The sequence below is a fragment of the Streptomyces coeruleorubidus genome (assembly GCF_028885415.1).
Classification (GTDB): domain Bacteria; phylum Actinomycetota; class Actinomycetes; order Streptomycetales; family Streptomycetaceae; genus Streptomyces; species Streptomyces coeruleorubidus_A.
In genome coordinates this window covers 6219609-6245002 of sequence record NZ_CP118527.1, presented here as the reverse complement: position 1 = coordinate 6245002, position 25394 = coordinate 6219609, and the positions used below count along the sequence as shown (strand labels likewise).

Below are 25394 nucleotides of genomic sequence, written 5' to 3'. Positions count from 1 at the left end.
GAAGATCCTGCGAGCAAGGAGGCGTGACGGAAACGGCGGCGGCAGGGGCCCGCACGCCGTTGTGCGAACCCCTGCCTCCATGGTGCTGTCACCGCGGCCGGCCGTGACGATGTTGCTGGTCAGGGCACGATCGGAGCCGGCCGCGGCGTCGGTGGAGGGCTGTTTCAGCCCAGGCGCTGCACCAGCGCGCGGTACTCGTCCCAAAGCTCCTTGGGCGTGTGGTCGCCGAAGGTGTTGAGGTGCTCGGGGACCAGGGCGGCCTCCTCGCGCCAGACCTCCTTGTCGACGGTGAGCAGGAAGTCCAGCTCGGAGTCGGACAGTTCGAGGCCTTCGGTGTCGAGGGCGTCCTTCGTCGGCAGAACGCCGATCGGCGTTTCGACGCCCTTCGCCGTGCCCTCCAGGCGTCCGACGATCCACTTCAGGACGCGGGAGTTCTCACCGAAGCCGGGCCAGACGAACTTGCCCTCGTCGTCCTTGCGGAACCAGTTGACGTAGTAGATCTTCGGCAGCTTGGACTGGTCCTTGTCCTTGGCCACGTCGATCCAGTGGGCCATGTAGTCGCCCATGTTGTAGCCGCAGAACGGCAGCATCGCGAACGGGTCGCGGCGCAGCTCGCCGACCTTGCCCTCGGCGGCGGCGGTCTTCTCGGAGGCCACGTTGGCGCCGAGGAAGACGCCGTGGTTCCAGTCGAAGGACTCCGTCACCAGCGGTACGGCGGTGGCGCGGCGGCCGCCGAAGAGGATCGCCGAGATCGGCACGCCCTTCGGGTCCTCCCACTCCGGCGCGATGATCGGGCACTGGGCGGCGGGGACGGTGAAGCGGGCGTTGGGGTGGGCGGCCGGGGTCTCGGACTCCGGCGTCCAGTCGTTGCCCTTCCAGTCGGTGAGGTGGGCGGGCGGCTCCTCGGTCATGCCCTCCCACCAGACGTCGCCGTCGTCCGTCAGCGCCACGTTGGTGAAGACCGCGTTGCCCCACAGCGTCTTCATCGCGTTGGCGTTGGTGTGCTCGCCGGTGCCGGGCGCGACCCCGAAGAAACCGGCCTCGGGGTTGATGGCGTACAGCCGGCCGTCCTCGCCGAAGCGCATCCAGGCGATGTCGTCGCCGATGGTCTCGACCGTCCAGCCGGGGATGGTCGGCTCCAGCATGGCGAGGTTGGTCTTGCCGCAGGCGCTCGGGAAGGCCGCCGCCACGTACTTGGACTCGCCGCGCGGCGGGGTGAGCTTCAGGACCAGCATGTGCTCGGCCAGCCAGCCCTCGTCACGCGCCATCACGGAGGCGATGCGCAGGGCGTAGCACTTCTTGCCGAGCAGGGCGTTGCCGCCGTAGCCGGAGCCGTAGGACCAGATCTCGCGGTCCTCGGGGAAGTGCGAGATGTACTTGGTCGTGTTGCAGGGCCAGGGGACGTCCTCCTGGCCGGGCTCCAGCGGGGCGCCCAGGGTGTGCACGGCCTTGACGAAGAAGCCGTCGGAGCCGAGCTCGTCCAGGACGGCCTGACCCATGCGGGTCATGGTGCGCATGGAGACGGCGACGTACGCCGAGTCGGTGATCTCGACGCCGAGCGCGGACAGCGGCGAGCCGAGCGGGCCCATGCAGAACGGCACGACGTACATGGTCCGGCCGCGCATCGAGCCGCGGAACAGGCCGCCCTGACCCCCGGAGCCCTGGAAGATCTCCCGCATCTCGGCGGGGGCCTTCCAGTGGTTGGTCGGGCCCGCGTCCTGCTCCTTCTCGGAGCAGATGAACGTCCGGTCCTCCACGCGGGCGACGTCGGTGGGGTCGGAGGCCGCGTAGTAGGAGTGGGGGCGCTTGATCGGGTCGAGTTTCCGGAAGGTGCCCTTCTGGACGAGCTCCTCGCACAGTCGCTCGTACTCGGCCTCGGATCCGTCACACCAGACCACGTTGTCCGGCTGGGTCAGCTCGGCGATCTCGTGCACCCACGAGATCAGGCCCTGATGGGTGGTGGGGACGGTGGGAGCCGCGATGTCGCGCGCCACGATTGCTCCTAAATGAGGGATTTTTTTGATGTGGAGGCCCCGTGGGGGCTGCGACCCGGATGCTTCACGGTGAAACTTGGCGCTCATCCGGTGCCGACCGCACTCATTTGATCATCCGACGCGCGCGCCCATCTGTCCAGAGGAGCGCACAGGTGAGCAACGTGAGGATCGCCACGGTTTCTCGCGCCCCTTTACGTGCACGTTGGGTTCACCTGACCGTCCGTTTGCGTAACCATCGTTTGGCCACAGTGAGAGGATGGCCACTCTTCATCGGCCAATCGGCCGGACCGATAGGTCACTTACGGTTCCGTAGCTACCATTCGGCCATGACTGCGTTCGCCCCCGACGCGCCTACGGACACGCCGGCCGACGGCCGCGGTCCGACGGCGCTCTCCCTGCCGCACCCGGTGAAGCCCAAGCTGCGCGGCTGGCTTCACCTCGGTATGTTTCCGGCCGTCCTCGTCGCGGGCCTGGCACTGACCGCCCTCGCCGACTCGACCAGAGGGCGCATCGCCTGCGGGATCTTCGCGCTGACGGCGTGCCTGCTGTTCGGTGTGAGCGCGCTGTACCACCGGGGCGACTGGAGTCCGCGCATGGACGGCGTCCTGCGCCGCCTGGATCACGCCAACATCTTCCTGATCATCGCGGGCACCTACACACCGCTGGCCATGCTGCTCCTACCGGGGGCCAAGGGCGAGTGGCTGCTGTGGGGCATCTGGGCCGCGGCGGCGGCCGGCATCCTCTTCCGCGTCTTCTGGGTCGGCGCCCCGCGCTGGCTCTACACGCCGTGCTACATCGCGATGGGCTGGGCGGCCGTCTTCTACCTGCCGGACTTCATGCGGACCGGCGGCGTCGCCGTCCTGGTCCTCGTCATCGTCGGCGGCCTGCTCTACAGCGCGGGCGGCGTGATCTACGGGATCCAGCGACCCAACCCGTCACCGCGCTGGTTCGGCTTCCACGAGGTGTTCCACTCCTTCACCCTGGCGGCCTTCATCGCGCACTACGTGGGGATCTCGCTGGTGGCGTACCAGCACGGGTAGAACCCGCCCGACCTTCCCGGCCACGGCTTTCGGGCCGTGGCCGTTTTCTTTGCACCCGAGGAGAAATTGACAGTGGGTGACGACTGAGAGTTACTGTCGATTCATGGCTAGTGTCACCCCCGCCGACCGGCCCCCACTGGGACTCCGGGAGCGGAAGAAGATCAAGACCCGCCAGGCGATCCGCGCCGCGACCTACGCGCTGATCGAGGAGCAGGGTTACGACGCCACGACGATCGAGCAGATCGCCGACCGGGCCGAGGTGTCGCCGTCGACCGTCTTCCGGTACTTCCCGACCAAGGAGGACATCGTCATCACCGACGAGTGGGACCCGGTGATGCCGGCGGAGCTGCGGGCCCGCCCGGAGGACGAGTCGTGGGCCGACGTCCTGCGGCACGTGATGCGCACGGCCCTCGACCTGAGCCTCGCCGAGGAACCCGAGGTGACCCGGCTGCGGGCCCGGCTCGGGGTCGAGGTCCCCGCCGTCCGCGCCCGCATGATGGAGAGCATGGCGGCGACCGGCCGACTGCTCCGCGAGGCCCTCGCCGAGCGCTCCGGGCTCGACCCCGACAGCCTGGAGCTCCGGGTCTTCGCCATGTCCGTGATGGGCGGACTGATGGAGGTCTCCCACTACTGGGCCGAGACCGGCCACCGGGACGACATCCGGGAGCTCGTCGACCGTGCCCTGGACGTCCTGGAGCACGGCCTGCCGACCGGAAAACCCTGAGGCCGGCGCCCGCCGCCGTGACATCCTGACCGGGTGAACGGTCCCGAGATCCGCGTCGAGTTCGCCCCCGAGCTGTACGTGTTCGTCCCCCAGGCCCGGCGGTCGGGCGCCCTGCGGGCCACCACGGACGGCGTCTCCAGCCTGGGCCACGTCGTCGAGTCGCTGGGTGTGCCGCTGACCGAGGTGGGCGCCCTGGTCGTGGACGGCCGCGAGGTGCCCGTCTCGCACGTCCCGGCGGTCGGCGAGTCGGTGACCGTACGGACCGTCGCCCGCCCCCAGCGGGTGCCGGGCGCTCCCCTGCGTTTCCTCCTCGACGTACACCTCGGCACGCTGGCCCGCCGGCTGCGGCTGCTCGGTGTCGACACGGCCTACGAGTCGACCGACATCGGCGACCCGGCGCTGGCCGCTCGCTCGGCGGCCGAGCAGCGGGTCATGCTGAGCCGTGACCGAGGGCTGCTGCGGCGCCGCGAGTTGTGGGCGGGGGCGTTCGTCTACAGCACCCGGCCGGAGGAGCAGCTGCGGGACGTCCTGGACCGCTTCCAGCCCGAACTGCGGCCCTGGACACGGTGCACGGCCTGCAACGGGCTGCTCCGCGAGGCGACCAAGGACGAGGTCGCCGACCAGCTCAAGCACGGCACGCACGCGACGTACGACGTGTTCGCGCAGTGCGCCGAGTGCGGCCGGGCGTACTGGAAGGGCGCGCACCACGAGCAGTTGGAGGCCATCGTGGAGCGCGCCCTCGCCGAGTTCGGAAGCTAACCCCTTCTCACGTCTGCCTTGCCGCAGGCGATCCCGTCCCCGTTGCGGTCCAGGCGCAGCGGGTCGTCCTTGCCGTTGACCTTCAGCCGGCCGTAGTCGTTCGCCTTCAGCCACTCACAGCGCGCCGCCGTCGACTTCTTCACCTCCGCGGGGAAGTCGGTCGGCACGCAGACGTTGATCGAGCCGTAGTGGCGGTCGCAGCCGGAGATCGTCGGGCTGACCTTCTGCGACGTGCGCTTCTTGCCTGGCCCCGCGACCTTGCCCTCGGGCGCGTCGGCGAAGTCGTGGACGTGCGCCGAGGCGTCCGTCGCCTTGAGGGCCTGCGGGCCCTTCAGGTGCACCCACTTCGCCACCGACGGCACCCCGTTCGCGTCCACCGCGAAGAGCATGTACCAGCCGGGCGGGGCCAGGTTGGGGTTGCTCGTCACGTTCAGGTCGACGTTGTCGCCGTCGACGGACAGCGGCAGGTCCACGAACCGCTGGTTCGGGTCGGAGGAGTGCGTGACGGCGGCCGGGCGGATCAGCTCGGCCTTGGCGATGGGCCGGTCGACGGTGATCCGCTGGGTGTCGCCGTAGTTCCACTCGGTGTCGATCACCGAGGTGATCTCCGGACGCGGGCCCTTGAACAGATAGGGCGGGCTGTAGACCGACACGTCGTGGTTCCAGGAGCCGTTGCCCGGGTTGTCGCCGGTGGTCATCACGCGGCCGTCGGGGAGCAGGAACGCCGAGGAGTGGTAGCCGCGCGCCTCGGGGTCGACGGCCACCGGGTCGAAGGTCTCCGTCCCGGGGTCGAAGATCGACGTCTCGAAGACCGGGTTGGCACGGTTGTGCAGCGCGCCGCCCGTCTCCAGCACCTTGCCGTCGGGCAGGAGCACGGCGGAGAGGTACATCTTGCCCTGGTCGCCGGTCTGCGGCACCGGGCCGTCGCCCAGGTCGACCGTGCCCTGCGGGATCGGCGGCCCGGCCACGTAGGACGCGTCGGGCTGCTTGAGGTCGATGATGTCGGTCAGGCGGTTCGCCTCCGGGTTGGAGTCGATGTTGCCGCCGCCCAGGGTGAGGACCTTCTGGTCCTGCGCCGGGGGCAGCAGCACGCTGGCCGACTGGTCGCGCTCGTCCTTCTTCTGCAGGCCCGGCACCTGGGTGATGGTGTTGGCGCCGTAGTCGTAGATCGCCGAGCCGGTGCCGGGGATGTTGTTGCCGAAGACGTGGCTGCCCGAGTAGAAGAGGCGGCCGTCCTGCATGAGGATCATCGACGGGTACAGGCCCCAGTACGACCAGGTCTGGTTGACCTTCCAGGTCGGCTGCCACTGCTGCTCGGCCTCGGAGAACAGCTCGGCGGTGACCGAGCCGGTGGAGTCCTCCTTCAGGCCGCCGAAGGAGATGACGTCACCGTTGCCGAGGATCGTGGCCGACGGGTACCAGTGACCGTCGTTCATGTCGTTGGTCTTCGTGTAGGTCTCGGTCTCCGGGTCGAAGATGTACGAGTCCTTGTAGCCCTGGTAGCCGACGCGGCCGTCCCCCGACGGGTAGCCCTTGTTGCCGCTCATCACCAGCACACGCCCGTCCTGGAGCTGCACGTGGCCGGCGCAGAACATGTCCTTCGGTGTGGGGATGACCTCGTAGGAGCCGTCCGACGGGTCGTAGACCGCGGACGTGAACGTGCCCGCCTTGAACATCGACTCGTCGTTGCCGGAGCCCGCGATCAGCAGCACCTTGCCGTTGTGCAGGACGACGGAGTGCATGGAGCGCACCGGGTTCTTGGTGGGCAGCACGTCCCACTTCCCGTTCGCGCACTGTTCGGCCGTGCCCGTGCATTCCGGCGGCAGGACCGGGTCGGGGACCTGGTCCATCGTGTAGTCGTCGGTCGTGGCCGAGCCGGTGCCGTAGACGGAGACGCCCCAGGAGATGCGGTCGGTGCCGGCAGGGACCTCGGGGGTGCGGACCGTGGCCTCGGTCCAGTCGCCCGCCAGGTCCAGCGTCTTGAGGTCGGTCCAGTACTGCCAGCCGGCCGTCGCGTCGTGCCGGAACAGCGTGATCGACGCGTCGGGCGTGGTGGTCTTGTACCAGAGGCCGAGGTCGTACTGCCTGCCCGGCGTCACCACCGGCGCGCACTCGGCGGACTCGGTGATCAACGCCTTGCGGTCGCCGTCGGCGCGGCGGGTCAGCTCGACCTTCATGGCCTTGCCGCCGCTGTGCGCGTCGGTCGTGGTGGTGAAGGTGAAGTCGTTGTCGCCCCAGCCGGACTTCTCCCAGCAGTACGGCATGTCGCCGGTGCCGGCGGTCTCGAAGCCGGGGTTCCTGATGAGGTTGGCGGCGGAGGCGGGCTGGGGCGCGGTCAGCAGGAGACCGGCCGTGAGCGCGCCCACGCCCACGAGTGCGGTCCTTCTCCGGTACTTGTTCACGCGGCTCTCCTCGCGGTGCGGCTCTCGCGCACGGGCTTGTCGGGGCCCCGGCGCGGCAGATAGACCAGCGCTTCGGTGGCCGCGAAGCGCAGGACGAACGTCGTCACCAGCGCGAGCGCGGTGGCGGACAGCACGCCCAGGTGGAACTGGTGCACGAACAGGGCGATCAGCGGGATGCGCAGCACCAGATCGGCGTTGGCGAGCAGCGCGAACCGGCCGGCCCGGTCCCACCAGCGGCGGTGCCGGCGCCGCTCGCGGAACAGCAGGTGCTCGATGAGCAGGAAGTTCCAGGCGACGCCGAGCTGGTTGGCGAGGACCTCCGCCGGTATGTAGTGCATGCCGACGGCGGTCAGCGCCCACAGGCCCAGCAGGTTCGGTACGAAGCCGGTGAGCCCGATCAGGCCGAAGCCGACCATGCGCGCGACCGGCGAGGCGGCGCGCAGCCCGGCCAGGTGGCGCAGGAAACGGAAGCCCTCCTGCGCGGTCGACTTGGACTCCCCGGCGAACCGGTCCTGGAAGACGAAGGGCACCTCGGTGACCCGGCGCGGGCGGCTGCGGACGGCGAGTTCGAGGAGGATCTTGTAGCCGAGCGGCTGGAGCACCTCGGCCGTGACCGCGCTGCGGCGGATCGCGAAGAAGCCGCTCATCGGGTCGCTGATGCCGTGCAGCCGGCGCGGGAAGAGCGCCTTGGTCAGCCAGGTCGCCCCGCGCGAGACGGCCACGCGGTAGCTGCCCGCGAGCCCGGCCCGGCTGCCGCCCTTGATGTACCGGGAGGCCACGACCAGCCCGGCGTTCGCCCGCTCGCCGGTGGCGACCAGGTCCGGCACGAGGGACGGCGGGTGCTGGCAGTCGCCGTCCATGACGACGATCCAGTCGGACGTGGCGGCCTTCAGTCCCTCGACGACCGCGCCGCCGAGCCCGCCCACCGGCTCCTGGCGGTGCAGCACGGTCACCGGGAACGGGCAGTCCTGCGCGGCCTTCTCGATGACCTCGGGCGTGTCGTCGGTGGAGTCGTCCACGAAGACGACCTCGCAGGGCAGCCGGGCCGGCACGGCCTCGGTGATCTGGCGCAGCAACTGCCGTACGTTCGCCGACTCGTTGAACGTCGGTACGACGATGGTGACGGCGCCCGGTTCGGGGATCTCGGCGGTCTCGACGACCTCGCCGGGGACGGTGGACTCCTGGCTCATCGCGCGCCTCCGGCGGTGGTCTGGATCTGGCGGATCTCGATGCGGTCGGGACCGGTGCCGAAGGTGGCGACCGGGGCCGAGTGCTCCATGGCGGCCTTGACGTTGGGCAGGTCGGCCGCGTCCCGTCGCACGGTCGGCGAGGCGACGACGTAGTCGAGGTCCTGCCAGCCGCGCGGCATCGTCTTCGTCACCGCCGGGTCGAGGTCGGCCTTGTAGAACCAGATGACGCCGAGGCCCGGCCGGTAGCCCTGGTGCACGAGGTCGAGCCAGAGGGCGTCGTCGACCAGTACGCGGGTGCGCTCCGGGTTCTCGACCTCGGTGGCCAGCCACTTCGACGCGGCCTTGTAGGGGGCGTTGGCGTCGGTGGTGACGGCGGTGCGGGCGCCGTCGTACCAGTGCGGTACGACGTAGGCGCCGGCGGCGAGGGCGAGGACCGTGGCGAGCGCGTACCGGCCCACGCTGACGTACCGTTTCTCCGCCTCGGAGCGCCAGCGGCTCAGCACGGCGTGGGCGACGGAGGCGGTTCCTCCGGCGAGGACGAGGGCGAGGAACGGCAGGGCCTGGATGACGTACATCGCGGGCAGGTAGCCGTTCGGGCGCAGGGCCAGCGCGGCGAAGACCGCGACGGCCAGGGCCGGTCCGGCGAGGGCCCGGGCGGTGACGGACCAGCGCCAGGTGACGAGGAGCAGGAGAGCGCCCGCGAGGCCGCCGAGGGGCAGGACCTTGTCGTAGTACAGCCACGACTGGAGCACGCCCCAGGAGCCGGAGCCCTGGTCCAGGATGAAGCCCGAACCGGGTCTGGTCATCTGGTACTTGACGCCGTCCCAGAGGGAGACGTGCCCGCTGCCCGGCAGCAGCTCGCCCTTGAGCAGGGCGAACAGCGGGTACGCGAAGCCGATCAGCGCGCAGGCCGTGACGGCTCCGGTGAGGGCGAACTTGCGGGTGTCCTTGTGGCTGTGCCGCCACATGGTGAGGAACAGGGCGGGCAGGACGACGAGCATCGTCTCCTTGGTGAGGACGGCCGTCGCCGCCGCGATCCCCGCGCCGAAGTGGTGCCAGAGGTGGCGGCTCGGGGAGGCGGCCAGGGTGAAGGCCAGCAGCGTCCACATCACCGCGAGGTTGTCGAGGAAGATCTCCCGCTGGAGGACGACCGCCAGCGGCGAGAGGCCGAAGAACACCATGCCGAGCGCGGCCGCCCAGCGGGGCAGCGCCAGGCGGCGGCCCAGCACGTAGACGAGGACCGCGCTGATGCCGCTGATCACCAGCATCGCGGCGCGCATGGTGCCCACCGTCATCGACTCGGGGCTGATCAGCGCGGGTATCCAGGTCAGCACGGCGATCTGGATCCAGCCCAGCGGCGGGTGGTCGTACCAGTAGGTGTAGTGGGCGAGGCCGTTGCCCTGCTGGACCGACCAGGCCTGGGCGAGGTAGGTGCCCTCGTCGTCGCTGAGGGCCGGGTAGTCGGCGATGTTCCAGCCCTGCACGACGAGGATCGCCACGAGGAGGACACCGCACAGGAGCAGGTCGGGGCGGGAGGAACGCAGCCGGCTCGGCGGCTCCGGGCGTCGGTGCGCACCGGTGCCGGGCGCAGGCCGGCGCTGCGCGGGGACCTTGGCAGTGGTCACCGCGGGAAGGGTGGAGGTCACGCGGGAACGTCCTCTCGGGTCACGGGAACGTTCTGCCGGGCCACGGGAACGTCCTGCCGGGCCACGGCCGTCCCGTCGAGATGCGCGCCGACATGGCTCGTCAGCTCCCAGTCGTTGCGGCCGCGCTGCTCACGCCACACGGCACGCACGGCCGCCCCGGCGAGCAGGACCTGGTAGAAGGGGCCGCCCACGATCAGCTTCAGGTAGTGCGCGAACCGCACGCGCAGCCCGTACTGCTTGCCGAAGTCGTGCAGTCCGACGATCTCGAAGACGAAGGTGACCAGGGCGGTGACGGCCGGCAGGAAGGTGATGAACGCGATGCCGACCGGCACGTCCAGGAACAGCGCGATCGCCACGTTCAGCGGGATGATCAGGCCGGTGAAGGCCTGCATGAACGGCGTCATCAAGGTGTAGCGGGCGAGCAACCGCTGCCCGAGGGTGGGCAGTTGCTTCCAGTCCTTCTTCCGGTACACCTGGAGGAACCCCTGGTTCCAGCGGGTGCGCTGCTTCAGCAGGGACACCAGTGAACCCGGGGTCTCCTCCCGGGTCACCATGTCGGAGTCGTAGGCGACGACGACCTTCTTGCCGACGCTGGAGAGCCTCACCCCCAGGTCGCAGTCCTCGGCGAGGCAGTTCGGGTCCCAGCCGCCGGCTTCCCTGAGGACGTCCGTGCGGACGAAGACGGTGTTGCCGCCGAGCGGAATGAAACCTTTCTGCGCGTGCAGGTGGAGCCGCGAGCGGAACCAGAAGAAGTACTCCAGGCAGTTGCGCAGGCTGTACCAGCTGGAGTGGAAGTTGATCAGCTGCACGCCGCCCTGGACGACGTCCGCGCCGGTGGTGCGGAAGGCGTGGTCGACGTGCGCGAGGAGCTCGGGGTGGACCTGGTCCTCCGCGTCGAAGACACCGACGACATCACCGCGGCAGTGCGGCAGGGCCGTGTTCATGGCCTTCGGCTTGTTCTTCTTCTCGTGTGTGTCGACGACGACACGGACCCGTGGATCACATGCCGCGGCCTGCTCGGCCACGGCGGTCGTCTCCGGGTCGTCGTGCCCGACGATCACGATGATCTCGAAGTCGGTGTGGCTCGACTCCAGCAGCCGCTGGATCGTGTGGTCCAGCACCGCCTGTTCGTGCCGGGCCGGCAGCAGCAGCGAGAAGGAGACGTGCTCGTCCCCGTCCGGACTGCTGAACCGCGTGGAGGCGAGCACTTCCGGCGTACGCCAGGCGTGCATCTGCCACCACAGGGTGAAGGCCGCCATCCAGAACAGGGCCAGTGAAACGGCAGCGATGAAGACAGACGTCAGCAAACAGATCCCCCCAGATCCCAGAACCCCCCGCCGTGGCGATTCACCTCATCCGTCACGGCACTGTGCAGAGGTTATGGGGGAACTGTGAAGTCTGGGGGCTGTTCAGATAAAGAGCGTGTTTCCGTTGATTCCCGACTTCAGCCGCTCAAGACCGCACGCAACCTTTCAGCCTCGGTCGTCGGGGCGTCACATGTGAAGTTACGGCAGACGTACGCGGCCGGTTCACCGCCGACCAGTGGACGGTCGCTGAGCAGCGGAAACTCGTCGCTGTCCGGGGCCCCGACGGCGACGACCGCGCCGGGCGCGGTGCCCAGCAGTGCCGTGCGGTGCAGGGTCCTCGTGCCCTCGTGGTCGAGGGACGGTCCCACGATCGCGACCTCGCGCGGCCCGTCCAGCGCGGCCTCCGCGGCGGCGAGCCCCCAGCCGATGAAGCGGGGCACGCGCGGCCCGAGCGCCTTGACGACGCCGAGAGCCCTCTCGGCTGCGGTGCGGTGGGGCTCGGACCCGGTGTGCGCGGCGTAGCCGAGCAGGGCGCTCGCCGCCGCGGTCCAGCCGGACGGGGCGGCGTTGTCGGTCGGGTCCTGCGGGCGGCGGATCAGCCGCTCGGCGTCGGAGGCGGTGTCGAACAGGGCACCCGACTCCTCGTCGGTGAAGCGGGCCAGGACGTGGTCGAGGAGGAACCCGGCGAACTCCAGCCAGACGCCCTCCCCGGTGACGGACGCCAGCGCGAGGAAGCCCTCCGCCACGTCGGCGTAGTCCTCCAGGACGCCCGCGTTGGCGCCGGCGTGGCCGTCCTTGCTGGTGCGGGTGAGCCTGGCCTGCTCGTCGAGGTGCAGCCGGACCAACAGGTCGGCGGCGGCGAGGGCGGCCTCGACGAGGTCGGGCCGGTCGAAGTAGGCGCCGGTCTCGGCGAGCGCGGCGATCGCGAGGCCGTTCCAGGCGGCGACGACCTTGTCGTCCCGGCCGGGCGCGGGACGCCCGGCCCTCTTCGCCAGCAGCCGCTCCCGGATCGAGGCGATCTTCCCGGCGTCGAACAGGCCGTCCTGCTGCGGCAGCTGGAGGACGGACTGGCCGTGCTCGAAGGTGCCCTCCTCGGTCACGCCGAAGTACTGGGCGGCGAGCTCGGCGTCCTGCTCGCCGAGGACCTCGCGCAGCTGCTCCGGCGTCCACACGTAGTACGCGCCCTCGACGTGCTTGCCGGTGCCGCCCTCCCGGCGCCCGCCACCACCCTTCTGAAGACGCGCTTCGCGCGGCACCTCCTCTTCGCTGTCGGCGTCCAGCGCGGAGGCGAACCCGCCCTCGTTCGTGCGCAGTTCGCGCACCATGAAGTCGGCGGTCTCCAGGGCGACCCGGCGGGCCAGCTCCGAGCCGGTGGCGCGCCAGAGGTGGGCGTAGACCCGGCACAGCAGGGCGTTGTCGTACAGCATCTTCTCGAAGTGCGGCACGATCCAGTCGCGGTCGACGGAGTAGCGGGCGAAGCCGCCGCCGAGCTGGTCGTAGATGCCGCCGCGGGCCATGCGCTCGCAGGTGTCCTGCGCCATCTGGAGTGCGCCCTCGGCACCGGTGCGGGCGTGGTGGCGCAGCAGGAACTCCAAGGCCATGGACGGCGGGAACTTCGGCGCCCCGCCGAATCCGCCGCGCTGCGGGTCGTACTCGCGGGTGAGCGCGAGCAGCGCCTGCGCGAGCTCCTGCTCGCCGGGGGTCTGGGCGTCGCCGTAGGAGATCTCCCGCCCGGCCAGGTCGCGGACGATCTTCCCGGCGACCTCGGTGACCTCGTCCCGCCGCTCCTCCCACGCCTGGTGGACGCCCTGGAGCACCTGCCGGAAGGACGGCATGCCCTGGCGCGGGGCGGGCGGGAAGTACGTGCCGAAGTAGAACGGCTCGGCGTCCGGGGTGAGGAAGACGGTCATGGGCCAGCCGCCGTGCCCGGTCGCGGCCTGCACGGCCTCCATGTAGACGGCGTCGACGTCCGGGCGTTCCTCGCGGTCGACCTTCACGCTCACGTAGTGCGCGTTGAGGTAGTCGGCGGTCTCCTGGTCCTCGAAGGACTCGTGGGCCATCACGTGACACCAGTGGCAGCTGCTGTAGCCGATGCTGAGCAGCACGGGCACGTTCCGCTTGCGGGCCTCCTCGAAGGCTTCCGCCGACCAGGGCCACCAGTCGACGGGGTTGTCGGCGTGCTGAAGGAGGTAGGGGGACGTCTCGTGCGCCAGTCGGTTCGGCATGGTGTCCATCCTGCCGCAGTACCCGGCCCGGCACGCGGCAGGCGTCGCGCGGGCGCCGCGCCCGGCGCACGCCCGCCGGGTGCGCCGTACACCAACGGGCCCGTGTCTTCACAGAATCGGGCGGGGCACGCCCCCTCGCCCCGATGCGCCGTCGGCAGCACACTTGACCAAGGAAACGACCGAGGGATCGACCGAGGTGACTAGCGAGCACGCCGTTGCCGCCGGAGGGGGACGTGACATGCGGGACAGTCATCGGGCGGAGGCCGAGCGGCTGTTGGCACGGGCCGTGGAGGAGGAAGTACGCCGCACGGGCGGGCGCACGGACGGGAAGGTGCTGCTCGCGCGGGCGCGCGGGGCGCTCGACGCGATGGCGCAGAGCGCGGCCGAGGAGTACGAGGCCTACACGCGCGCCCTGGACGAGGCGGCGGCCGGGCAGCTCACCTTCGGTCAGCGCTACGCCCGGGAGGGCGCCGGAACACCGCTGCTGGTGGCCGGGGTCGCGGCGGTCGCGGCCGTCGTCGCCGACATGGCCCTGGGCACGAGTACCGGGACGGCGCTGGGCGCGGGCGTGACCGTGGGTGTCGTGGGCGCCGCGGCGACCGTCGTGAAGGTCGTCGGCTCGCACCTGCCGGCCGCACACCACCGGGCCGGGGCCGTGAGCCAGCCGGGCGGGCCCGAACAGCTGCGGCTGCAGTGGCTGACGGCACTGGAGGTGCGCGGTATCAGGCCGTTCCTGGACCAGCAGCGGGTGCTCGCCGCCTCCACCGGGCCGAAGCAGACGGGGCCGCGGCTGCGGGGCGCCGACAAGAGCGCGGCGGCGCGCGGGCGCAACGTGCTGGAGCAGTCCTTCGCGCAGCTCCCGGAACCGGCTCAGCCGTTCGCGGGGCGGCGGCACGAGCTGGCGCAGATCCGGCAGTGGGTGCAGGCGGCCCGGGCGAGTACGGAGACCCAGCCGACGGTGGTCGTCCTGCACGGCACGCCCGGCAGCGGCCGTACGACCCTCGCGGTGCACGCCACGCACGATCTGAAGGACTACTTCCGCGGCGCCTGCGTCGTCGACCTGCGCTCCGACAGCCCGGGCGAGTCCCCGCTGTCCGCCCGCGACGCCCTGCTGCACCTGCTCAACCGGCTCGGCGCGCCCCGCGAGCAACTGCTGTTCCGCGAGCGCTCCTCCCCCGACCAGCAGGTCAAGCGGCTGAGCGAGCTGTACCACCAGCATCTGACCGGCCTGCCGGTCACGGTCGTCCTGGACGACGCCTCGGACGCCGAGCAGGTCCGCGCCCTGGTCCCGGAGCGGTCCGACAGCCTGGTGCTGGTGACCGCGCGGGGCCCGCTGGAGCTGGGCGGTCTGCCCGCGCGGGTGCATCAGCTGACGGTGGAGCCGCTGGACGCTGCCGGTGCGGAGGAACTGCTGGGCGCGGCGGCGCAGGACCGGTCCGGTCCGTACGACGCCGAGTCCGCCGACCGGGTCCGGGAGCTGTGCGGCGGGCTGCCCCTGGCGCTGCGCATCGCCGGCTCGTGCCTCGGCCCGCGCTCGCCGCGCGCGCTGGCCACGGACCTCGGCGCGTACGGCCCGGTCGAGCCGGTCGAACGCGCCCTGTGGCTGCGCTACACCGACCAGCCGGAGCCCGTACGGCGGCTGCTGCGCCGCCTGGCCCTGGCCGGCCGGGCCTCGCTGGGCGCCGCCGCGGCCGCCGCGCTGCTGGCCACCGACGAGGCGGAGGCCAAACGCCATCTCCAGGCCCTGACCCGCGCGGGGCTGATCGACCACGTCCGGGGCGACCGCTACCGGCTGCACGACCTGGTCCGCTCCTTCGCCCAGGCCAGGCTCCTCGACGAGGAGGAACCGGCCGAGCGCACGGCGGCCCAGGAACGGCTGATCGTGAACTACGCCGAGCTGGCCGACTCGGTGCTGCGCATGGTCGACGGCAACATGTCGACCCGCACGAACCGCTTCAGCCCCTACGGCTTCCCCTCCCTCGACGAGGCGCTGCGCTGGCTGGACGACGAGTCGAGCTTCATCACGGCGGCGCTGCGGCACGCCGAGGGCGTGAACCAGGCGGCGGTCCTGAACCTCCTGGGCGCCCTGTGCGACTACTGCCTGCTGCGCGGAGACCTCTACCGCCTGGGCGAGATCAGCGAGCTGGCCCAGGCGGTGGACCAGGGCCTGCTGGTCCGCTCGGTGCAGTGGCGCACCGGCATCGCGGCACGGCAGCTGGGCGAACTGGACAAGGCCCGCACCACCCTGACCTCGGTCGTGGACCTCTACCGGGAGGCCCATCACGACGCGGGGGCCGCCCGCGCACTGTGCTCCCTCGGCATCACCCTGCACCACCAGGGCAATCTGACGGAGGCGTCGGCGAAGCTCCGCGAGGCCCTGGCCCTGCAGTCCTCCCCCGAGCTGGCGACGGACCGGGCGTGGACGATGCACGCCCTGGCGGCGGTGGAGCGGGACCGCGCCCGGGTCGCCGAGGCGCTGGACCTGCTCACCGAGTCGCTGGTGCTGCACCGCGCCGGCGAATCCGTGCACGGCCAGGCGTGGGCCCACTTCCAGCTCGGCCAGCTCGGCCTGCGCATGGGCGACGTCCCGCGCGCCGAGTCAGAGCTGCGCGCGGCCCTGGAGCTGTACGGCCGCACCCGCGACGCCCGCGGCGAGGCCTGGGCCCTGACCCAGCTGGCCCGCGCCCGGCTGGTCGCCGGTGACGCGTCCCCGGCCGTGGAGGAACTGCGCGGGGCCGCCGCCCGGCACCGCGAGAACGAGGACGCCCGCGGCGAGGCGTGGACGCTGTACTACCTGGGCCAGGCCCTGGAGGAGACGGGCAATCTGGACCAGGCGGTCCGCGAACTGGAACGCTCCCGCACGATGTTCTCCCGCATGCGGGACGTCTACGGCCTGGCCTGCGCCCGCCACCACTCGGCGCGCGTCACCCGCGACCAGCGCGCGGCCCAGACGGGCTCGCTGCGCAACTCGGGCTTCGCCCGCCAGCTCCTGGTCGACGCCCGAGCCGACTTCCAGCGCATCGGCGTCGCCCACGGCGAGGCGTGGACCTGCCTGGAACTGGCGGTCGTGGACGCGGGCAACGCCCGCACCCAGCAGGCGCTGACGCTTGTCGACGAGGCGGCGAACCTCTTCACGTCGTACGGCGACCGCCGGGGCGAGGACTGGGCCCGCTTCCTGCGCTGCACGCTACTGCCGTACGCGGCCCCCGGCGGCATGGAGGTCGGCACGGCCGTGGCCCAGGAGGAGCTGGCCCAGCTGTCCCGCGCGAGCCATCCGCTGCGCGACCAGAAGCTGGACGACTACCTCGACGCGTACGCCCTGCTGCTGGAACGGGGCGTGACCCTGGAGGCGGGCTGGCAGGCCTGGCGCCTGGGCATGGTGCCGAACCGGCATGCGCGGGAGGTGATGGGGGTGGCGGTGGAGTCGAAGCCGTAGGGCACGCGACACCCGTCGGCGGCGAACGGCCGCCGACGGGCGCCCCCGGGGAGAGACGGTCGCCCCGGGAGGGGGCGTCAGCCCTGCTGCTTGGCCTGGCCGGAGGCCTCCGCGTCCGCGGGCTCCGACTCCGCCTGCTCGGCCTTGGGGTCCGGGACCTGGGTGAAGTCGACCCTGTTCATGTGCCGGCTCATCGACTTCATCAGGGCCCACACCGCCAGGGCCATCGCCGCGAAGACGATGAAGCCGAGAACGCCGGGGGTGACCTTGTCCTCGTCGACCTCCTTGGCGAAGGAGACGAGGTGCGTCATTGCCAGGCTTGCGCTTGCGCTCATGTCAGGCATTGTCGCGGACGCCCGCGAAGAGGTCGTCCTCGGGGAGGGAGGTATCGACGAGGGACTTCGCCAGCTCGTACTCCTCCGTCGGCCAGACCTCCTGCTGGATGTCCATCGGGACCTTGAACCAGCCGCCGTCGGGGTCGATCTGCGTGGCGTGCGCGATCAGCGCCTTGTCGCGGATCTCGTAGAAGTCGCCGCAGGGGACGTGCGTGGTGAGCGTGCGCTCCTTCATGCCGAACTCGTCCCAGCGCTTGAGCCAGTCCCCGTAGGGCGACTCCAGGCCCCGGTCGAGCATCGCCTGGTGCAGCGCCTCGGTGCGGGGGCGGTTGAAGCCCTGGTTGTAGTAGAGCTTCTTCGGCTGGTACGCGGGGCCGTACTCGGCCTCCGGGTACTTCTCGGTGTCCGCCGCCCCCTCGAACGCCACCATCGAGATCTTGTGGGTCATGATGTGGTCGGGGTGCGGGTAGCCGCCGTTCTCGTCGTAGGTGGTGATCACCTGGGGACGGAAGGAGCGGATCTTCCGCACCAGCTCACCGGCCGCGTGGTCGACGTCCTCCAGGGCGAAGCAGCCCTCCGGCAGCGGCGGCAGCGGGTCGCCCTCGGGCAGGCCCGAATCGACGAAGCCGAGCCACTCCTGCTTGACGCCCAGGATCTCCCGGGCCTCGTCCATCTCCTTCTTGCGTACCTCGTGGATGTGCTCCTCGACGTACCTGTCCCCCTGGAGCTTCGGATTGAGGATGGAGCCGCGTTCCCCGCCCGTGCAGGTCACGACCAGCACGTCCACCCCCTCGGACACGTACTTCGCCATGGTCGCCGCGCCCTTGCTCGACTCGTCGTCGGGGTGGGCATGAACGGCCATCAGTCGCAACTGGTCAGTCAAGACTCAATCCTCAGTAAGTCGGCGCCCTGTGTGCGTCGGCGCAATCAGCGGCTTCTATAGTGACCGAATCGGGGGGCGAATAATTCCGGGACCGGGTCCCGGGCCCCCTTATGGGACGTTCGTCCCGGCCCTGTCTGGAGGACGATCATGAGCACGGCGAGCACGCGACTGCCCGAGGGACGTTACGGCCGTTCCTCGGACGAGCGCGCCGACCGCACTCTCAAGGTCGTCGGCGCTGTCCTCGCGGCGGCGCTGCTGGGGCTCGTCGGCTGGTTCGGCTACCACTACGTCGCCCAGAGCGAGATCAGCGCCGAGGTGATCAGCTTCGAGCCCGGCAAGGATTCCGTGCAGGTGCACCTGGAGGTCCGCAAGGACGCCGGCACCGACGGCTACTGCACCGTGCGCTCGCAGGCCGAGAACGGTGCCGAGGTCGGCCGGGCCGATTTCCGCTTCGACGGGGACGCCACCCGCATCGACAAGGTCGTCACGCTCCGTACGACCTCCCCGGGGACGACGGCCGAGCTGCTGGGCTGCCACACCGGCTGAGACCCCGCCGGAGTCACCTGCAATACGTAGGCGCTGACCTGCGTTGACGCGAAACTGGTGGCTTATGTCCTCCCCCTTCTGCTCCTGAATTGTTAGGCTCGTGGTTTCGCCCATCCGTGAAGGAACATGCTTCTGGGTAGGGCGATGCTTTGTATTCCCAGTACCTACGAGGAGCACCTGTGACCCAGACCAGCGAGAACGTCACCTGGCTGACCCAGGAGGCGTACAACAAGCTCAAGGCTGAGCTTGAGTACCTTACTGGTCCCGCGCGGGCGGAGATCTCCGCGAAGATCGCCGCCGCACGCGAGGAGGGCGACCTGCGTGAGAACGGCGGGTACCACGCAGCCAAGGAGGAGCAGGGCAAGCAGGAACTCCGTGTGCGCCAGCTCACCCAGCTCCTCGAGAACGCCAAGGTCGGTGAGGCCCCCGCGGCGGACGGCGCCGTGGCGCCCGGCATGGTCGTCACGATCGCGTTCGACGGTGACGAGGACGACACGCTGACGTTCCTGCTCGCCTCACGCGAGTACGCGAGCGCCGACATCGAGACGTACTCCCCGCAGTCCCCGCTGGGCACCGGCGTGATCGGCCACAAGGTCGGCGAGGACGCGCAGTACGAGCTGCCGAACGGCAAGAAGGCCTCGGTGAAGATCCTCAAGGCCGAGCCGTACGAGGGCTGATACAGCCGACGTCTTGACCTGCCCCCGGCAGCCTCGCGGCGCCGGGGGCAATGTCATGCCGTCGCGGAACGGTACTTGCGCACCGCCAGCGTCCGGAAGACGACCAGGATCAGGATCGAGTAGATCAGCGAGGCCCACACGGGGTGCTGCATGGGCCAGGCGTCCGACTGCGACTGGCCCGGGTTGGCGAACAGCACGCGGCAGGCCTGGACCGTGGCGCTGAAGGGGTTCCATTCGGCGATATGGCGCAGCCACGGGGTCATGTGGCTGGTGTCCACGAACGCGTTCGAGATGAACGTGACCGGGAAGAGCCAGATCAGCCCGCTGGAGGTGGCCGCCTCCGGGGTCCGGACGGACATGCCGATCAGGGCGCCGATCCAGGTGAACGCGTAGCCGAGCAGGAGCAGCAGGCCGAAGGCCCCGAGCACCTTGCCGAGGTTGGTGTCGCCGTCCGACCCGACGCGCCAGCCGACCAGGAGGGCGACCACCGCGAGGACGACCAGGGTGAGGGCCGTCTGCACGGAGTCGGCGAGGGTGCGCCCGGTGAGGACAGCACCGCGTGCCATGGGCAGGGAGCGGAAACGGTCGATGAGGCCCTTGTGCATGTCGTCGGCGATACCGGCGCCGGAGCTGGCGGTGGCGAACGTGACGGTCTGCGCGAAGATGCCCGCCATCAGGAAGTTCTTGTAGTCGACGGCGCTGGTGCTGCTGCCGATCTGCATGGAGCCGCCGAAGACGTAGGTGAACAGCACCACGAACATGATCGGCTGGATCAGCCCGTAGATGATCATCTCCGGGATCCGGGACATGCGGATCAGGTTGCGTTTCGCGACGACCATCGAGTCGCGGATGGACTGGCTGACCGGGTTCGCGGCCGGCGCGACCCGCACGGTGTCGGTGACGGCGCTCACTTCGCGGCCTCCTCGTCGGTCTCCTCGTTCTTCGCCTCGGCCACGTGTCCCGTCAGTGACAGGAAGACGTCGTCGAGGGTCGGCCGGCGCAGGCCGATGTCGTCGATCTCGATGCCTCGGGTGTCCAGTTCGCGGATGACCTCGGCGAGGAGCTTGGCGCCGCCGGTCACGGGCGCGGTGAGCTTGCGCATGTGCTCCTCGACCGTGGTGTCGCCCTTGCCGAAGCCGGCGAGCACCTCGGCGGCGGCCTGGATGTGCTCGCGCTCGTGCACCACGACCTCGACGCGCTCGCCGCCGGTGCGGGCCTTGAGCTGGTCGGAGGTGCCCTTGGCGATGACCCGGCCGTGGTCGACCACCGCGATGTCGTGCGCCAGGTGGTCGGCCTCTTCCAGGTACTGCGTGGTCAGCAGCAGCGTCGTGCCGCCGGAGACCAGGTGCTTGATGACCTCCCACAGCTGCTGGCGGTTGCGGGGGTCGAGGCCGGTCGTCGGCTCGTCCATGAACATCACGGGCGGCGAGACGACGAGGGCCGCGGCGAGGTCGAGCCTGCGGCGCATGCCCCCGGAGTAGGTCTTGGTGGGGCGGTCGGCCGCGTCCGTGAGGTGGAACTGCTCCAGCAGCTCGGCCGCGCGCTCCTTCGCCGCCTTGGCCTTCATCTGGTAGAGCTGACCGACCATCTGCAGGTTCTCGCGGCCGGTCAGGTACTCGTCGACGGCCGCGAACTGGCCGGACAGGCCGATGGAGCGGCGGACGGCGTCGGGCTGTTTGAGCACGTCGATGCCCGCGACGACCGCCCGTCCGCTGTCGGGGCGCAGCAGGGTGGTCAGGCAGCGGACGGTGGTCGTCTTGCCCGCGCCGTTCGGCCCGAGCAGGCCGAGGACCGTGCCCTCGGGCACGTCGAGGTCGACGCCGTCCAAGGCCCTTACGTCACCGAAGGTCTTGACCAGACCTTCGGCATAGATGGCGCCTGGCATAAATGTCTCCACGTCTTCGGGAATCGCCGGACAGGATGGATCAGGTTTCGCACAGACACACCATAACGCGATATATCGCGTCTCACAACGAGGTTTTCCGTGTTGCGCTTCTCGCGACGAAAGGATCTTGAACCCGGCTCCGGAGGCGGTCAGCCCATGACCGTGTAGCCCGCCTCGCGCAGTGCCTGGCCCACCTCGGCGCAGTGCGCCGGGCCCTTCGTCTCCAGGTGCAGCTCGACCTCCGCCTCCGTGAGCCCGAGCCGCGGGTCGGTTCGTACGTGGCTCACATCGAGGACGTTAGCGTCGACCACTGACAACACGCCCAGGAGTGTGGCCAGAGCGCCGGGCCGGTCCGTCAGCCGCAGCCGGACGGCCAGGTAGCGGCCCTGCGCGGCCATGCCGTGCCGCAGCACCCGCTGCATCAGCACCGGGTCGACGTTGCCGCCGGACAGCACCGCGACGACCGGGCCCTCGAAGGAGCCGGGCCGGCTCATCAGCGCCGCGACCGGGCTCGCCCCGGCCGGCTCCACGACCAGCTTGGCCCGCTCCAGGCACAGCAGCAGCGCGGCGGACAGCTCGTCCTCGCTGACCGTGCGCACCTCGTCGACCAGATCGCCGATGATCCCGAACGGCACGTCGCCGGGCCGCCCGACCTTGATGCCGTCGGCCATCGTCGCCGGGTTCTCGACCGTGACGGGCCGGCCCGCCGTCAGCGAGGGCGGATAGGCCGCCGCGCCCTCCGCCTGGACACCCACGATCCGCAGATCCGGCCGCAGGGCCTTCACCGCCACGGCGATCCCGGCGGCCAGCCCGCCACCGCCGATGCCGACGACGATCGTGCGTACCTCCGGGCACTGCTCCAGGATCTCCAGGCCGACCGTGCCCTGGCCCGCGATGATGTCGGGATGGTCGAAGGGGTGGATGAACACCGCGCTGGTCTCGGCCGCGTACTCCTGCGCGGCGGTCAGCGTCTCGTCGACCACCTGGCCGTGCAGCCGCACCTCGGCCCCGTAGTCCCGGGTGGCGCTGACCTTGGGCAGCGGGGCGCCCTTCGGCATGAACACCGTGGAGCGCACGCCGAGCAGCGCGGACGCCAGGGCGACGCCCTGCGCGTGGTTGCCGGCGCTCGCGGCGACGACCCCGGCGGCGCGCTCCTCGGGCAGCAGGCCCGCGATCCGGACGTAGGCGCCGCGCAGCTTGAACGAACCCGTCCGCTGGAGGTTCTCGCACTTGAGGTGCACCGGCGCGCCGACCATCTGGGACAGGTGCCTGCTGCCCTCCAGCGCGGTCACCCGTGCCACGCCCGAGAGCATCTTCTGGGCGCCGCGCACGTCGTCGAGGGTGACGGGCAGCAAGGAGTCAGCCGTGCTGTAGCTCATGACTCCAGCATCGCAGTTCACGGGCGGGAACGGCCGTTGTGACCAACCTCCGAGACCCGCTTTGCGCAGCGCCGGTACGGCCCGCGCCCCGGCCGCGTACCCTGTCCCCCAATCAGCCAGCCCTCCACGAAGTGAGCCCCCGGCCATGCCCACAACACCTGAAATGTCGATGGACATGACGACCGTCGGTGACACCGGTCTTCTCGACACCCTCCAGCACGAGGTGGCGGTGTTCGCCCGCCGTGCCGAACAGACGCGGCTCGGCGGGGTCGGGCAGGTGCGCAACTCCATGGACCGCGCCGCGTACCTGCTGCTCAACCGTCTCGACAAAGAAGGCCCGATGGGCGTCAAGGCGCTCGCCGCGAGCATGGGGATCGACTCCTCGACGGTCACCCGGCAGGTGGCTCCGCTCGTCGACACCGGCCTGGTCAAGCGCACGTCGCACCCCGAGGACGGGCGGGCGGTGGTGCTCCAGCTGTCCCCGCGCGGGCAGGCGCGGCTGGAGGAAGTGCGCTCGTCGCGGCGGCAGTTGATGGCCGAGCTGACCGAGGACTGGGAGCCGGCGGAGCGCGAGGCGTTCTGCTCGCTCCTCACGCGCTTCAACAGCGCGCTGTCCGCCCGCATGGCGGCGTCCGGGGTACCGGCGCCGGAGGCGGAGTCGCCGTCCTGAGCGCCGTACGACGCGGCTTCTGAGCGCCGTTCGCTCTCCGGGGGCGCCGTACGACGTGTGCGCGGCACGCGCGCGTGGCGGGTACAGGGGCGAGGCACACGCGGGCAGTGGCCGGCCGCGCCCGGGTGGGGCACTTGGTCACGGGGCCGCCCGCGCCGGCCGGGTCGTCCGCCGTCCCGAGCCGGTGCGCGGCTCTTGACCGCGGGGCCGCCCCTGGCCTGATATGAGACCGGGTCCCCGTCGTGCGCGGCCGTCGCGCCCGTACCCGGCCGGGCCCGCATCCTCAGGTCGCCGTCCGGCGGGAGGCGCGGTGCGACAACGGCATGCGTCCCAGGCGACGCGTCGAGCCCGGGAGTTCGAGGCGTTCGTCGCGGGCGCGGCCGGGCGGCTGCTGCACGCCGCGACCCTGCTCACCGCGGAGGCCCCGGACGACAACCCCCGCGCGCGACGCCTGCTGACCCTGTCGCTGGCGCACACGTACGCGTGCTGGGACCGGCTGCGCGGCGAGGATCCGTACGACCGCACACGGCAGTACCTGGCCACCCGCTTCGCGCGCGGCGCGTGGCACCACCACCGCGGTCTCGGCCGCTCCCGACCGCACCCGGCGAGTCCCCTGGCCCCGCTCACCCCGCAGGAGCGGCTGATCCTGGTGCTCAGGCTCTACGAAGGCGTCGCCGAGGAGCAGACGGCGGCCCTGCTCGGCCTGTCCACGGAGCGCGTACGGGCCATCTGCCACCGGGCGACGACGACCCTGCTGCACCGCTCACGGGGCCAGGCACCGGCAGCGACGGCCGCGAAGGCGGTGCCGTCATGAGACCGCCGGACCAGAGCCCTCCCGGCCGGAGCCCTGTCGGGAACGACCGTGAGGCGGCCGTTCGGCGGCTGCTGGAGCAGGGGTCGTCGCGGTCCGTGCCGGCCGAGATCCAGGCGGAGGCGGTGCGCCGGGGCGGCCGGATGCTGCGGCGCAGGACGGTCGCGCGGCGCCTGCTGTGGCTGTTGATGTTCGCGGCGGCCGTGGGATTCACGGTGTGGGCTCTGACGGCCCGCCCGTGGGTGGAGCCGCCGTCGGACACGACTCCACCCCTCACCGGCTGGTGACCCCGCCGGGGGCGTCCTAGCCCAGCGCCTGCTGGAGGTCTTCCAGCAGATCGTCGGCGTTCTCGATGCCGACGGACAGCCGCACCAGGTCGCCGGGCACCTCCAGGAGCGAGCCGGCCGCGGAGGCGTGCGTCATCCGGCCGGGGTGCTCGATCAGCGACTCGACGCCGCCCAGGGACTCCCCCAGCGTGAACACCTTGGCGCGGTTGCAGATCTCGACGGCCGCCTCCTCGCCGCCCGCCACGCGGAAGGAGACCATGCCGCCGAACGACTTCATCTGCTTGGCGGCGACCTCGTGACCGGGGTGCTCCGGCAGGCCCGGGTACAGGACGCTCGTCACGCGCGCGTGCCGGGTGAGCATGTCGGCGACCTTGGCGGCGTTCTCGCTGTGCCGGTCCATGCGCACCGCGAGCGTCTTGGTGCCGCGCAGCACCAGCCAGGAGTCGAAGGGCCCGGCGACCGCGCCCATCGCGTTCTGGTGGAAGGCCAGTTCCTCGCCCAGCTCGGCGTCGCCGGTGATCAGTGCGCCGCCGACGACGTCCGAGTGGCCGCCCATGTACTTGGTCAGCGAGTGCACGACGACGTCCGCGCCGAGCGAGAGCGGCTGCTGGAGGTAGGGCGTGGCGAAGGTGTTGTCGACGACGAGGCGGGCGCCCGCGTCCCGGGTGATCTGAGCGACGGCGGCGATGTCCGTGATGCCGAGGAGCGGGTTGGAGGGGGTCTCCACCCACACGGCCTTGGTCTTCGGGGTGATGGCGGCCCGTACGGCGGCCGGGTCGCTCGTGTCGGCGACCGACCACTCCACGCCCCAGCGGGCGACGACCTTGGCGAACAGGCGGAACGTGCCGCCGTAGGCGTCGTTGGGGATGACCACGTGGTCGCCGGGGCTGAGCAGCGTGCGCAGCAGGCAGTCCTCGGCCGCCAGCCCGGACGCGAACGCGAGACCGCGGCGGCCGCCCTCCAGGGCGGCGAGGTTCTCCTCCAGAGCGGTCCTGGTCGGGTTGGCGCTGCGGCTGTACTCGTAGCCGCCGCGCAGGCCGCCGACGCCGTCCTGCTTGTAGGTCGACACCTGGTAGATCGGCGGGACGACCGCGCCCGTCAGGGGGTCGGCGGTGTTGCCCGCGTGGATCGCGAGCGTCTCGAAGTGCTGACTGATATGCCTGTCGCTCATGGGCACCGAGGGTAGTGCGCCGACGCG

The 25394-nt window shown here is 71.0% G+C and carries 21 protein-coding genes; 9 read left to right on the top strand and 12 right to left on the bottom strand.

All coding sequences use genetic code 11. The annotated features are described in order from the left end of the window. Window positions 1-164: 164 nt before the first annotated feature. Window positions 165-1994, bottom strand: coding sequence for a phosphoenolpyruvate carboxykinase (GTP) (locus tag PV963_RS29165; RefSeq protein ID WP_274818898.1), 1830 nt, complete (start codon window positions 1992-1994; stop codon window positions 165-167). Window positions 1995-2320: 326 nt separating this feature from the next. On the opposite strand from PV963_RS29165, the gene trhA reads away from it, so the two are divergent. The 3 genes from trhA to PV963_RS29150 all read left to right on the top strand — a co-directional run bounded on the left by trhA (window position 2321) and on the right by PV963_RS29150 (window position 4517). Further along, window positions 2321-3034: a PAQR family membrane homeostasis protein TrhA gene (trhA, locus tag PV963_RS29160; protein ID WP_274818896.1), complete on the top strand. Its 714-nt coding sequence runs from the start codon at window positions 2321-2323 to the stop codon at window positions 3032-3034. A 103-nt stretch (window positions 3035-3137) separates the two neighbouring features. Continuing rightward, a complete protein-coding gene (locus PV963_RS29155; protein ID WP_274818894.1) occupies window positions 3138-3758 on the top strand; it encodes a TetR/AcrR family transcriptional regulator in 621 nt (206 codons plus the stop codon). 33 nt (window positions 3759-3791) lie between these two features. After that, on the top strand, window positions 3792-4517 hold the full coding sequence (locus PV963_RS29150; protein WP_274818893.1) for a Mut7-C RNAse domain-containing protein: 726 nt from the start codon (window positions 3792-3794) through the stop codon (window positions 4515-4517). Here the strand turns inward: PV963_RS29150 and PV963_RS29145 are convergent. The 5 genes from PV963_RS29145 to PV963_RS29125 all read right to left on the bottom strand — a co-directional run bounded on the left by PV963_RS29145 (window position 4514) and on the right by PV963_RS29125 (window position 13287). After that, on the bottom strand, window positions 4514-6919 hold the full coding sequence (locus PV963_RS29145; RefSeq protein WP_274818891.1) for a galactose oxidase-like domain-containing protein: 2406 nt from the start codon (window positions 6917-6919) through the stop codon (window positions 4514-4516). The genes PV963_RS29150 and PV963_RS29145 overlap by 4 nt on opposite strands. Beyond that, the gene (locus PV963_RS29140; protein WP_274818889.1) at window positions 6916-8109 is read right to left on the bottom strand and encodes a glycosyltransferase; all 1194 of its coding nucleotides are present in this window, start codon (window positions 8107-8109) and stop codon (window positions 6916-6918) included. Before PV963_RS29140 ends, PV963_RS29145 begins: the two co-directional genes overlap by 4 nt. Next, on the bottom strand, window positions 8106-9755 hold the full coding sequence (locus PV963_RS29135; protein WP_274818887.1) for an ArnT family glycosyltransferase: 1650 nt from the start codon (window positions 9753-9755) through the stop codon (window positions 8106-8108). Before PV963_RS29135 ends, PV963_RS29140 begins: the two co-directional genes overlap by 4 nt. Beyond that, window positions 9752-11062: a glycosyltransferase gene (locus tag PV963_RS29130; protein WP_274818885.1), complete on the bottom strand. Its 1311-nt coding sequence runs from the start codon at window positions 11060-11062 to the stop codon at window positions 9752-9754. Before PV963_RS29130 ends, PV963_RS29135 begins: the two co-directional genes overlap by 4 nt. 137 nt (window positions 11063-11199) lie before the next feature. Then, window positions 11200-13287 carry a thioredoxin domain-containing protein gene (locus tag PV963_RS29125; RefSeq protein ID WP_274818884.1) on the bottom strand — a complete coding sequence of 696 codons (2088 nt, stop codon included), beginning with the start codon at window positions 13285-13287 and terminating at the stop codon, window positions 11200-11202. A 238-nt stretch (window positions 13288-13525) separates the two neighbouring features. Here PV963_RS29125 and PV963_RS29120 point away from each other — a divergent pair, with 238 nt between their 5' ends. Further along, the gene (locus PV963_RS29120; RefSeq protein WP_274818882.1) at window positions 13526-16723 is read left to right on the top strand and encodes a tetratricopeptide repeat protein; all 3198 of its coding nucleotides are present in this window, start codon (window positions 13526-13528) and stop codon (window positions 16721-16723) included. Between the two features lie 77 nt (window positions 16724-16800). Here the strand turns inward: PV963_RS29120 and PV963_RS29115 are convergent, their stop codons facing one another. Further along, window positions 16801-17067, bottom strand: coding sequence for a hypothetical protein (locus PV963_RS29115; RefSeq protein WP_274818880.1), 267 nt, complete (start codon window positions 17065-17067; stop codon window positions 16801-16803). Then, entirely contained in the window at window positions 17060-17941 is an 882-nt protein-coding gene (gene mca / locus PV963_RS29110; protein WP_274818879.1) for a mycothiol conjugate amidase Mca, read from the bottom strand. Before mca ends, PV963_RS29115 begins: the two co-directional genes overlap by 8 nt. A gap of 147 nt (window positions 17942-18088) precedes the next feature. Between mca and PV963_RS29105 the strand changes: the two genes are divergently transcribed. Then, window positions 18089-18487, top strand: a complete 399-nt coding sequence (locus PV963_RS29105; RefSeq protein WP_274818877.1) for a DUF4307 domain-containing protein — start codon at window positions 18089-18091, stop codon at window positions 18485-18487. Window positions 18488-18666: 179 nt separating this feature from the next. After that, window positions 18667-19164: a transcription elongation factor GreA gene (gene greA / locus PV963_RS29100; RefSeq protein ID WP_086559539.1), complete on the top strand. Its 498-nt coding sequence runs from the start codon at window positions 18667-18669 to the stop codon at window positions 19162-19164. A gap of 53 nt (window positions 19165-19217) precedes the next feature. Here greA and PV963_RS29095 read toward each other — a convergent pair whose 3' ends face one another. From PV963_RS29095 to ilvA, 3 genes are all read right to left on the bottom strand, one after another. Next, window positions 19218-20075 (bottom strand): ABC transporter permease, encoded by an 858-nt coding sequence (locus tag PV963_RS29095; protein ID WP_274818874.1) that lies wholly within the window; start codon window positions 20073-20075, stop codon window positions 19218-19220. After that, on the bottom strand, window positions 20072-21049 hold the full coding sequence (locus PV963_RS29090; protein ID WP_274818872.1) for an ATP-binding cassette domain-containing protein: 978 nt from the start codon (window positions 21047-21049) through the stop codon (window positions 20072-20074). Before PV963_RS29090 ends, PV963_RS29095 begins: the two co-directional genes overlap by 4 nt. A 149-nt stretch (window positions 21050-21198) precedes the next feature. After that, window positions 21199-22428, bottom strand: coding sequence for a threonine ammonia-lyase (gene ilvA / locus PV963_RS29085; RefSeq protein WP_274818871.1), 1230 nt, complete (start codon window positions 22426-22428; stop codon window positions 21199-21201). A gap of 163 nt (window positions 22429-22591) precedes the next feature. Here ilvA and PV963_RS29080 point away from each other — a divergent pair, with 163 nt between their 5' ends. From PV963_RS29080 to PV963_RS29070, 3 genes are all read left to right on the top strand, one after another. Then, window positions 22592-23098 carry a MarR family winged helix-turn-helix transcriptional regulator gene (locus PV963_RS29080; protein ID WP_274822145.1) on the top strand — a complete coding sequence of 169 codons (507 nt, stop codon included), beginning with the start codon at window positions 22592-22594 and terminating at the stop codon, window positions 23096-23098. Between the two features lie 310 nt (window positions 23099-23408). Beyond that, window positions 23409-23912 carry a sigma factor-like helix-turn-helix DNA-binding protein gene (locus PV963_RS29075; protein ID WP_274818869.1) on the top strand — a complete coding sequence of 168 codons (504 nt, stop codon included), beginning with the start codon at window positions 23409-23411 and terminating at the stop codon, window positions 23910-23912. After that, window positions 23909-24196 (top strand): hypothetical protein, encoded by a 288-nt coding sequence (locus tag PV963_RS29070; protein ID WP_274818868.1) that lies wholly within the window; start codon window positions 23909-23911, stop codon window positions 24194-24196. Before PV963_RS29075 ends, PV963_RS29070 begins: the two co-directional genes overlap by 4 nt. A gap of 16 nt (window positions 24197-24212) precedes the next feature. Here the strand turns inward: PV963_RS29070 and PV963_RS29065 are convergent, their stop codons facing one another. Continuing rightward, a complete protein-coding gene (locus PV963_RS29065) occupies window positions 24213-25367 on the bottom strand; it encodes a cystathionine gamma-synthase (protein WP_274818866.1) in 1155 nt (384 codons plus the stop codon). Between the last annotated feature and the right edge of the window lie 27 nt (window positions 25368-25394).